The organism is Streptomyces neyagawaensis, assembly GCF_023516595.1.
In the GTDB taxonomy this organism is placed as follows: Bacteria; Actinomycetota; Actinomycetes; order Streptomycetales; family Streptomycetaceae; genus Streptomyces; species Streptomyces neyagawaensis.
Map to the genome: position 1 here is coordinate 23301 of NZ_JAMGBG010000132.1, position 9458 is coordinate 32758.

Sequence of the window (9458 nt, forward strand, 5' to 3'; positions counted from 1 at the left end):
GCCGTACGCGGCACACCCACCGCGCGGGCTTGCGCGCCGCCCCCTCACATGCGCCCGCTCGGCCGTACGCGGCACACCCACCGCGCGGGCTTGCGCGCCGCCCCCTCACACACCCCCTTACGTCCGTACGCGACCCGCCCGCCGCGGGGGCTTGCGCCGCCTCCGGGGGCTACTCCGATGCCTCTGTCAGGGTTTTCAGTTCCTCGGGGGTGAGGGTGAGGTCGGCTACCGCCAGGAGTGGGGGGAGTTGGGTGGTGGTGCGGGCCGAGGCGATGGGGGCGGTGACCGTCGGCTGGGCCGTGAGCCAGGCCAGGGCGATCGTGGCGATCTCCGCGTTCCTGGACCGGGCGATCTCGTCGAGGGCCGCGAGGACGCGGGTGCCCCTCGGGGTGTCGAGGTAGGCGCCGGCGCCCGCGGCGCGAGGGCTGTCGACCGTGGTGCCGGGGCGGTACTTGCCGGTGAGGAAGCCCTTGGCCAGGGCGAAGTAGGGGACGGCGGAGAGGCCCGCTTCGGCGGCCACCGACTGGAGGGCGCCCTCGTACGTGTCGCGGGAGACCAGGTTGTAGTGCGGCTGGAGCGCCACATAGCGGGCCAGGCCCTCGCGGGTCGAGAAGTCCAGGGAGGCCTGGAGGCGCTCGGGGGTGATGTTGGACGCGGCGATCGCGCGGACCTTGCCCGCCTTCACCAGGTCGTCGAGGGCGGTGATGATCTCCTCCACGGGCACCTCGGGCCTGTCGAAGTGCGTGTAGTAGAGATCGATGTGGTCGGTGCCCAGGCGGGCCAGCGAGGCGTCCGCGGCGGCCTTGATGGTGGCGGCGGAGAGGCCCTGGTACTCGGGGTGCTGGCTCACCTTCGTCGCGATCACCACGTCGGAGCGGTTGCCGCGGGCCTTCATCCACTTGCCGATGATCGTCTCGGACTCACCGCCCGTGTTGCCGTCGACCCACGCGGAGTAGGAGTCGGCGGTGTCGATGAAGTTGCCGCCGGCGTCGGCGTAGGCGTCGAGGACGGCGAAGGACTCTGTTTCGTCCGCCGTCCAGCCGAAGACGTTGCCGCCGAGGGAGAGCGGGAAGACCTCGAGGTCGGACGTGCCCAGCTTGCGAAGAGAAGTCATGTGTTGTTTCAACCACCGGGTCGAACGATCGCATTCCGGGTCACATGACGGACGCCGCGTCAGGCCCTTGGCCTCACGCGGCGTCACATCCGTTTCGGGGGGTCCGAGGTCAGATGGTCAGGCCCTTGCTGCGCAGCCACGCCGCCGGGTCGATGCCGTTGCCCGAGCCCGCCGTGTGGACCTCCATGTGGAGGTGGGCGCCGGTGACGTTGCCCGTGGCGCCGACGCGGCCGATGACGTCGCCCGTGCCGACCTTCTGGCCGACGCTGACGCCGATGGAGGACTGGTGGGCGTACCAGATCTCGGTGCCGTCATCGAGCGTGAGCACGGTCTTGTAGCCGTACGAGCCGTCCCAGCCCGCCTGCGTGATCGTGCCGCTGTGGACGGCCTTGATGAGGGTGCCCGTGGGGGCGGCGAAGTCGAGGCCGGTGTGGTAGCCGGACGACCAGTAGGGGCCGGCCTGGCCGAAGGTGGAGGTGATCGTGTACGAGGAGGTCGGCAGCGTGAACTGCTTGGCCAGGGCGGCCAGGCGCTCGGCTTCCTTCTTCTTCGCGGCCTCTTCCTCCGCCTTCTTCTTGGCGGCGGCCTCCTTGGCCTCGGCTTCCTTCTTCTCCTCGGCGGCCTGGTCCGCGGCCTTCTTCGCGGCGGCGGTCTGGGCGGCCTCGGCGGCCTTCAGGTCGAACGCGTCCTGCTGGGACTCGGCCTGCTGCATGATGCGCGCGCGCAGCGCCTCGCCGGCGTCGGTGGTGCCCTGCTGGGTGTCGGCGGCGATGAGGCCGGCCTGGCTGAGCGGGGCGGTCGAGCCCTCGGGCTCGTCGGGGGTGTCGTCGTCCTCGAAGACGGAGCCCACGTTCGGCATGTCCGGCATGGAGATGGCCACCGGGGCCTTGCCGCTCTGGGCGCTGGCCATGCCGGCGCCGCTGACGGCGGCTATGACGCCGACGCCGAGAACCGTGGAGCTACGGGCGAAGCCGCCACGCTGCTTGGTCTTGGCCACGCGATGCCGGCCGCGGACGGGACGGAGGGACTCCGCGGTGGGGTTCCACTCCTGGAAGGGGCCCTCGTTGTCGCTGTCGTAGCTGCCGAAGCCGAAGGTCTCGGGCTCACCGCTGCGTTGGCTCGGCACGAACGGGGCTTCGGTCGCGGACCGGTTGGACGCCACGTGGGCGTACTCCTTTCCTTCCTACCGCCTACCGGGTTAGCTGACGGGTTCGGAGCGGAAGGTCTCCTACGCGCGTAAACCGGACGTGCTTCCACGACGGTTTCCGCGCGATTCACCCCAGGGTGGTGGTTCCCCGGTTCCCAACGGGATTCGGCGCGTGAGCACGGAGCCGCCTCTTGTGACGGCTGGGACGACCGCGCTGCGTTATCGAACGTTAATAGACGCGGGGGCGGCATTCCAAGCGATTCTGAATGATCGTTCGGCTTTTTGCGCTGGACTTACGGGTCATGAGGGGTGGAAAACGGGCGAGTTGGCCTCGCTTCGAACGCTCCCGTTGCACTGACGGTGCGTCAGTTGTAATGCGGAGGGGGTTCGAGTGAGCACGTTCAGTGATATTTCTCAGGGGCGGTGCACGGCCAGCAGCGCCATGTCGTCCGTGGTGCCGCCGCCGGTGTGCTCGCGGACCTCTTCGGCGAGCGTCGTCAACAGGGCGCGCGGGGCGGGGAAGGTACGGCCGGCCAGCCGGACGGCCGGGTCGTAGAAGACGCCGTCCGCGTTCCGCGCCTCGGACAGGCCGTCCGTGTAGAACAGCAGCGTCGAGCCGGCCGGGAACACGACCTCCTCCGCGCGGTCCGGCCAGGTGCCCAGCTCGTCGAGGCCGAGCGGCAGCGTGGTCCACGGGGCTTCGAGGGTCCACAGCGCGCCGTCGGCGTGGAGCAGCAGCGGGGTCGGATGACCCCGGTTGACGATGCGGGCCAGCCCGGCGCCGTGCGGGAACTCCGCGAGGACGGCCGTCACGAACCCCTCGTGCGGCACGGTGGGATCCCGCCGCGCGGCGTCCCGCCGGGTGACCTCCCGCGCGAGCGCCCGCTCCAGCCGCTGGGCCACGGCCTCCAGCGTCGACTCCTGCTCGGCCGCCTCCCGGAACGCGCCGATCAGCACGGCCACCGCCGCCACCGCGCCGAGCCCCTTGCCGCGTACGTCCCCCACGATCAGCCGTACTCCGTGGGGCGAGTCCTGCACCGCGTACAGATCGCCGCCGATCGACGCCCCGGCCTGCGCGGCCTCGTACCGGGCCGCGATCTCCAGCCCCCCGATCCGTTCCTCGGGCCTCGGCAGAACGGCCCGCTGCGCCGCCTCCGCGATCTCGCGGGCGGTGGCGAGGCGGGCGTCACTGCGCCGGACGAGCCGGTTGATGGCCACGGCCAGGACGGCGACGGTGGCGACGGTCGAGACCTCGGTGAGCGCGTCCGCCTCGCCCACACCGCTGTACCGGAGGCGCACGGCGAGGACGCCGCCGAGGGAGGCGGCACCGGTCACCACGGTGCCCGCCAGCGACAGCAGCGGCGCGGCCACCAGGGGCGCCGCGGTGAAGAAGGGGACGGCCGTGAGTTCACGCGGCATGAAGTGGTCGTAGCAGAGGCCACCGAGGACGAGGAGGACGGGCAGGGCCCGCACGAGGGCGCGGGCGTAGTAGAACCGCCGGCCGTCCGACCTGTTCGCACCCTGTAACTGCCCCACCCGTCCCAGGTTCAGGGGGCGGCCCGGGGCGAGCCAGTCGGCGGGGCCGAGTGGGTTAGGCCGTGTCCGCCGGCCTTCCCCTCGGGCGTTCAGCCCGCCGTCAGTTCCGTCAGGGGCAGGGTGTGCTGAGTGGTGAGGACCTTCGCCCGGAGGTAGCGGACGTTGTGGGCGGTGGTGAAGACGCCGGTGGGGACGCGGTGCCGGACGCCGACGCCGAGGTCGCGCAGTTGCTGCGCCTTGTCGGGGTTGTTGGAGAGCAGATCCAGCTCGTCGATGCCGAGGGCGCCCAGCATCTGGGCCGCGGCCGTGTAGTCGCGGGCGTCCTCCGGCAGCCCGAGGGCCGTGTTCGCCTCGTAGGTGTCGAGGCCCTGGTCCTGGAGGGCGTACGCGTCGAGCTTGTTGTAGAGGCCGATGCCGCGGCCCTCCTGGCGGAGGTAGAGGAGCACCCCGCCCTGCTCGGCGATCCGCTCCACCGCCTCGCGCAGCTGGGGACCGCAGTCGCAGCGGGCCGAGCCGAAGACGTCGCCGGTCAGGCACTCGGAGTGCATCCGGACCAGCGGGGCCGTGCCGGGGGCGGGGTCGCCGAGCACGATCGCCAGGTGCTCACGGCCGTCGACGAGGCCGTGGAAGGTGACCATCTCGGCGTCGACGCCGTAACCGTCCTGGAAGCGCAGCGGTACCCGGACGCGGGCACGCGGGGTGGCAGCGGGGAAGTCGGGCATGCGGGTTCTCCGGTCCTGGTGCGACTGCCGCTGTGCTTCAGTTTTGAATCACAGCGCTCGCCGCGACTCTATCCCCTGCTTCAAATTTCAAGCAACGGTAGGCAGTCGGTTTTGGGATGCGTCACATCAGGGGGAGAGGGGAATAAAGGCCGCCCCCCCCCTGACGGCCGGACGAAGACGGGCGGCGGCGAAGTCACTGACCCGAGGAGCAGGAACGGCGGCGCCATGGCAGGTCGTCGGGGGCGTTCCGCTGGGCCTCCTCACCCTCGATCGCCGCCGCGATGGCCGAGCAGATCTCCTCGAACTGGCCGACCTGCTCGGGGGTGAGGTGGTCGAAGACCGACTTGCGGACCGCCTCCACATGCCCGGGCGCCAGCCGCTCCAGCAGGGCGAGGCCCTCGTCAGTCAGGGCGGCGATGCTCCCGCGCTTGTCCCACTGGCAGTTCTCGCGCCGGATCGCCCCGTCCTTCTCCAACCGCGTCACGACGTACGTCAGCCGGCTGCGCGTGATCTTCGCGTGTTCGGCGAGATCGGTCATCCGCATACGCCGGTCCGGCGCGTCGGAGAGCACGGCCAGCACCGCGTAATAGAGGTGCGGCATGCCGGCCTCCTGCTGGAGCTGCCGGTCGAGCGCGTCCTCCAGGAGCGTGCTCGCGGCGAGGTAGGCATGCCAGGCACGCTGTTCCTCGGGGGTGAGCCAGCGGGTCGTCATACGTACAGTGTAGTTATTGCTTAAAACTTGAACCAAGCCCTGCCGGTCAGTCCGTCGTCCCCACCCGCCGGCCCGTCGTTCCAGCCGCTCAGCCCGCCATCCCAGCCCGTCAGACCAGGGAGCGTCTCCATGCCCCAGCCCTATGTCCTGTTGTCCGCCGCCGTCTCCCTCGACGGCTACCTGGACGACACCGGGCCCGAGCGGCTGCTCCTGTCGGGCCCGGCCGACTTCGACCGGGTCGACGAGGTGCGCGCGGCCAGCGACGCCATCCTGATCGGCGCCGGCACCCTGCGCACCGACAACCCCCGGCTGCTGGTGAATTCCCCCGAACGCCGCGCCGCCCGCGTCGCCGCAGGCCTGCCCGAGTACCCGCTCAAGGTCACGGTCAGCGCGTCCGGCGATCTGGATCCGAAGGCCCAGTTCTGGCACACCGGCGGCGAGAAGGTGGTGTACACGACGGACAAGGGCGCGGACCATCTCCGCACGCTGGGCCTGCCGACCGGCCCGGCCGGCGTGGACGTGGTGTCCGTCGGCCCCGACCTGGAGTGGCCCGCCGTCCTCGACCACCTCGGTGACGTACGCGGTGTGGGGCGGCTGATGGTCGAGGGCGGCGGACGCGTCCACACCCAGCTGCTCCAGCAGGGCCTCGCGGACGAACTGCAGCTGGCCGTCGCACCGGTGTTCGTAGGGGAGGCCGAGGCGCCGCGGATGTTCGGGACGGGCGCGTACCCGGGAGGCCCGACGAGTCGGCTGCGGCTGGTGGAGACACGGCCGGTCGGCGACGTCGTCCTCATCCGCTACGTCCCCACGGTCCCCGGCACCGGCCCCGCCGTCTCCGCCGCCGACCGCCACTGGCTGGCCCTGGCCTGCGAGCTGGCTGCCGAGTGTCCGCCCTCCGGGACGGCCTTCAGCGTGGGCGCGGTCGTGGTCGCCGCCGACGGTACGGAGCTGGCCCGCGGCCACTCCCGCGAGGCCGACGACCCCGTCGCCCACGCCGAGGAGGCGGCCCTCGCCAAGCTCGACCCCACCGACCCGCGCCTGGCCTCCGCCACGGTCTACAGCAGCCTGGAACCCTGCGCCCGCCGCGCCTCACGCCCGGCACCCTGCGCCCGGCTCATCCTCGACGCCGGCGTACGACGCGTCGTCACGGCCTGGCGCGAGCCGGACACGTTCGTGCCGGACGCCACGGCCCGCAACGCGGTCCTGGCCGAGGAGGGCGCGGTGGTCGTCGTCGTACCGGAGTACGAGGCCCGGGCGAAGGAGCCGAACCGGCATCTGGTGGGCTGAGACGGCTGTGTTCGGGGTCTCGACAAACCCGTGTGCTTGCAGTCCCGCGCATGACGTACACTGGTTTCACCGACGCGGGGTGGAGCAGCTCGGTAGCTCGCTGGGCTCATAACCCAGAGGTCGCAGGTTCAAATCCTGTCCCCGCTACTGAAAGACCCGGGGCCGGAATCCGATGAGGATTCCGGCCCCGGGTCTTTGTATGCGTCGACTGATGGACAACTCGGGGCATGCGTCGTCTTGGCGGCGCGCTAGCTCTGGCGGGCCGGTTCACTTCCCAGGGCGAGGAGTGCTGCTGCGGCGGAGATCAGCGCGAGGGTGGTGAACAGACCGGGGTATCCACCGAGCGGTCCGGCGAGGGCCGCCCCTGCGAAGGGGGCGAGAGCGGAGGCGATGGTGGCCGGGGCGGCCAGGATGCCGGATGGGCGGCCGTAGTGGGTGGTACCCCAGCGGTCGGTGACGGCGGTGGCTTGAAGGAGTGTGAGGTTGCCCCGCACCATGCCGGCCACCGCACCGTCACCCTGATCACGCTCGGAGGCGCCGCGACCGGCCAGGACCAGGGCGAGTACGGCGTACGTGTTGCGCCAGCTCAGGTGGTCGGCGCCCCACCAGCGGGTGAGGGCGGCGAGGGCGGGCTGGTAGAAGTGGCGGCCATGGCGACGCCGGCCAAGAGCCAGGCGGCTGTGAAGGCGATCAGGTTGGGTGCGGAGGCGATGGCCGGCACGGCGAGGACACCCAGGACAGACCCGGTGGTCGTCACGGTGCGTGGCCCTCGGCGGTCGAGGATGCGGCCGACGGGTATGCCGGTGAGGGCGGAGATCAGGAGCGCGCCCGAGAAGGCGGCGGCTGTGGTCGACCAGCCTGTGGCGGCGGTGATCTGCGGATTGAGGACGGGGAAGGCGTAGTAGACGATTCCCCAGCTGGTGATCTGGATGGCGCACGGGGCGGGCAGCGCGGCGCGGGGCCGTGACCGGACCCCCGTCCCGGTCACGGCCCCGCTGGACGGAAGTCGGTCATCGGATCAGCAGCAGCCGCCCGCGGCGGCGACCGGTTCCTTCGCGCTGGTGTCGGCCTCGCCCGTACCGGTACAGCAGGTGCTGCCCTGCTGTTTGGCGAGGGAGTCGGCGTCGGCTTTGACCACGTACACCTCCCAGGGTTCCTGGCCGGGGCCGTGGACCCAGACCTTGTCCTGGAGGGCGTAGCAGCAGGTGGTGTCGTTCTCCACGTCGGTGGCCAGGCCGGCCTCGCCCAGGCGGGCGGTGGCGGCGTGGACCGCCTCGGTCGACTCGACCTCGACGCCGAGATGGTCCATGCGGGTCGTCTCGTCCGCGGTGCCTTCGATGAGGACGAGCTTGAGAGGGGGCTCGGTGATGGCGAAGTTGGCGTAGCCGTCCCGGAGTTTGGCGGGCTCGGTGCCGAAGAGCTTCGTGTAGAACGCCACGGACGCTTCGAGATCGGGGACGCGGAGGGCAAGCTGTACGCGGGATGTCATGGCGAACCTCCTTGGGTGGGTGGGTGTTCAGCAGCCGCCGGAGCCGGAAGTGGCGGCCGGGGCGCCGGTGCCGATCTGGAGCGTGGTGGGGGCAGCGCAGCATCCGCCGCCCTCGCTGCCCTGTGCCGCGTCGGGCTCGTCGAACAGACCCGCGCCGCCGCAGACACCGGTCTCGGGGAGCGTGAGTTCGACCCGCTCGGCGGCTTCGTGGTCGCCGGCGATCGCGGCGGCGATGGAGCGGACCTGCTCGTAGCCGGTCATGGCGAGGAACGTGGGCGCACGGCCGTAGGACTTCATGCCGACCAGGTAGACGTCCTGCTCGGGGTGGGAGAGCTCGTTCACGCCGTGCGGGTAGACGGTGCCGCAGGAGTGGACGTTCGGGTCGATGAGCGGGGCCAGGGCGGTGGGGGCCTGGAGACGTTCGTCGAGGCCCAGGCGGAGTTCGGAGAGGAACGTCAGGTCGGGGCGGAGGCCGGTGAGGACGATGACCTCGTCGACCGGGTCCAGGCGGCGGCCGTCCTCCGCGATCAGGATGAGCTGGTCGCCGTCCCGTTCGACCGCCTCGGTGCGGAAGCCGGTGGCGGCGGTTGCGTGGCCGGCCTCGACGGCGGCCTTGGCGCGCAGGCCCAGCGCGCCTCGTGCGGGCAGTTCGTCGGCCTCGCCGCCGCCGTAGGTGTTGGCGCCGATGCCACGGCGAAGGATCCATACGGTGTGCGTGCCGTCCTCGTCCTTCGCGAGGTCAGCGAGGAGGGCGAGGGCGGTGAAGGCGGAGGCCCCGGAGCCGATGACGGCAGTGCGCCTGCCCGCGTAACGGGCACGGATGGCGGGGTCGTCGAGGTCCGGCACTCGGTACGTGATGTGCTCGGCGGCGGCCTTCTCGCCGAGGGCGGGCAGGCCGTCGGCACCCATGGGGCTGGGGACGGACCAGGTGCCGGAGGCGTCGATGACGGCGCGGGCGGTGATCCGCTCCTCGCGTCCGTCGGTGGAGTGGACGTGCACGGTGAAGGGCTGCTCGTCGCGCCCCGCGTCGACGATCCGGTCGCGGCCGGCGCGGGCGACGCCGGTCACGGTGGTGCCGTAGCGGACCCTGTCCCCGAGGGCGTCGGCGAGGGGCTGGAGGTAGCGCTGGGCCCAATCGCCGCCCGTCGGGTAGGCGTTGGCGTCCGGGCGGACCCAGCCGGTCGGGGCGAGCAGCTTCTCGGCGGCCGGGTCGATGACCTCGCCCCAGGTCGAGAACAGCCGGACGTGGGACCACTCGCGGACGGCGCCGGCCGCGCTCGGGCCAGCCTCCAGGACCAGGGGTTCCAGACCGCGTTCGACGAGATGGGCGGCGGCGGCCAAGCCGATGGGGCCGGCGCCGATGACCACAACGGGCAGCTGGCCGGTGGTGAGCACACCGTCAATGGACGCAGCCACTGGATTCCCCTTTGTTTCGATATCCGTCGATCTCT

The 9458-nt window shown here is 71.6% G+C and carries 8 protein-coding genes, 1 tRNA gene, 1 pseudogene and 1 riboswitch; of the genes and pseudogenes, 2 read left to right on the forward strand and 8 right to left on the reverse strand.

What is annotated here, in order from left to right; translation table 11 throughout:
• Positions 1-169: 169 nt before the first annotated feature.
• The 5 genes from M8J73_RS36840 to M8J73_RS36860 form a co-directional block, all read right to left on the reverse strand.
• Complete coding sequence (locus M8J73_RS36840) at positions 170-1114, reverse strand: aldo/keto reductase (protein WP_055538718.1); 945 nt, start codon at positions 1112-1114, stop codon at positions 170-172.
• 109 nt (positions 1115-1223) lie between these two features.
• Positions 1224-2276 (reverse strand): M23 family metallopeptidase, encoded by a 1053-nt coding sequence (locus M8J73_RS36845; RefSeq protein ID WP_055538719.1) that lies wholly within the window; start codon positions 2274-2276, stop codon positions 1224-1226.
• Between the two features lie 10 nt (positions 2277-2286).
• Positions 2287-2442: riboswitch (cyclic di-AMP (ydaO/yuaA leader) on the reverse strand.
• Between the two features lie 233 nt (positions 2443-2675).
• A complete protein-coding gene (locus tag M8J73_RS36850) occupies positions 2676-3797 on the reverse strand; it encodes a PP2C family protein-serine/threonine phosphatase (protein WP_055538720.1) in 1122 nt (373 codons plus the stop codon).
• An 89-nt stretch (positions 3798-3886) separates the two neighbouring features.
• Entirely contained in the window at positions 3887-4519 is a 633-nt protein-coding gene (locus tag M8J73_RS36855) for a GTP cyclohydrolase II (RefSeq protein WP_055538721.1), read from the reverse strand.
• A 193-nt stretch (positions 4520-4712) separates the two neighbouring features.
• Positions 4713-5231, reverse strand: coding sequence for a MarR family winged helix-turn-helix transcriptional regulator (locus M8J73_RS36860; RefSeq protein WP_055538722.1), 519 nt, complete (start codon positions 5229-5231; stop codon positions 4713-4715).
• 129 nt (positions 5232-5360) lie between these two features.
• Here M8J73_RS36860 and M8J73_RS36865 point away from each other — a divergent pair, with 129 nt between their 5' ends.
• Positions 5361-6518: a dihydrofolate reductase family protein gene (locus M8J73_RS36865; RefSeq protein WP_055538723.1), complete on the forward strand. Its 1158-nt coding sequence runs from the start codon at positions 5361-5363 to the stop codon at positions 6516-6518.
• Between the two features lie 73 nt (positions 6519-6591).
• Positions 6592-6665 (forward strand) — tRNA-Met (locus tag M8J73_RS36870).
• Between the two features lie 101 nt (positions 6666-6766).
• Here M8J73_RS36870 and M8J73_RS36875 read toward each other — a convergent pair.
• The 3 genes and pseudogenes from M8J73_RS36875 to M8J73_RS36885 all read right to left on the reverse strand — a co-directional run bounded on the left by M8J73_RS36875 (position 6767) and on the right by M8J73_RS36885 (position 9423).
• A pseudogene (locus tag M8J73_RS36875) lies at positions 6767-7506 on the reverse strand (hypothetical protein).
• Between the two features lie 30 nt (positions 7507-7536).
• Positions 7537-8007: an ArsI/CadI family heavy metal resistance metalloenzyme gene (locus tag M8J73_RS36880; protein ID WP_055538726.1), complete on the reverse strand. Its 471-nt coding sequence runs from the start codon at positions 8005-8007 to the stop codon at positions 7537-7539.
• A gap of 27 nt (positions 8008-8034) precedes the next feature.
• Positions 8035-9423 carry an NAD(P)-binding domain-containing protein gene (locus M8J73_RS36885; protein WP_240501264.1) on the reverse strand — a complete coding sequence of 463 codons (1389 nt, stop codon included), beginning with the start codon at positions 9421-9423 and terminating at the stop codon, positions 8035-8037.
• Positions 9424-9458 lie beyond the last annotated feature (35 nt).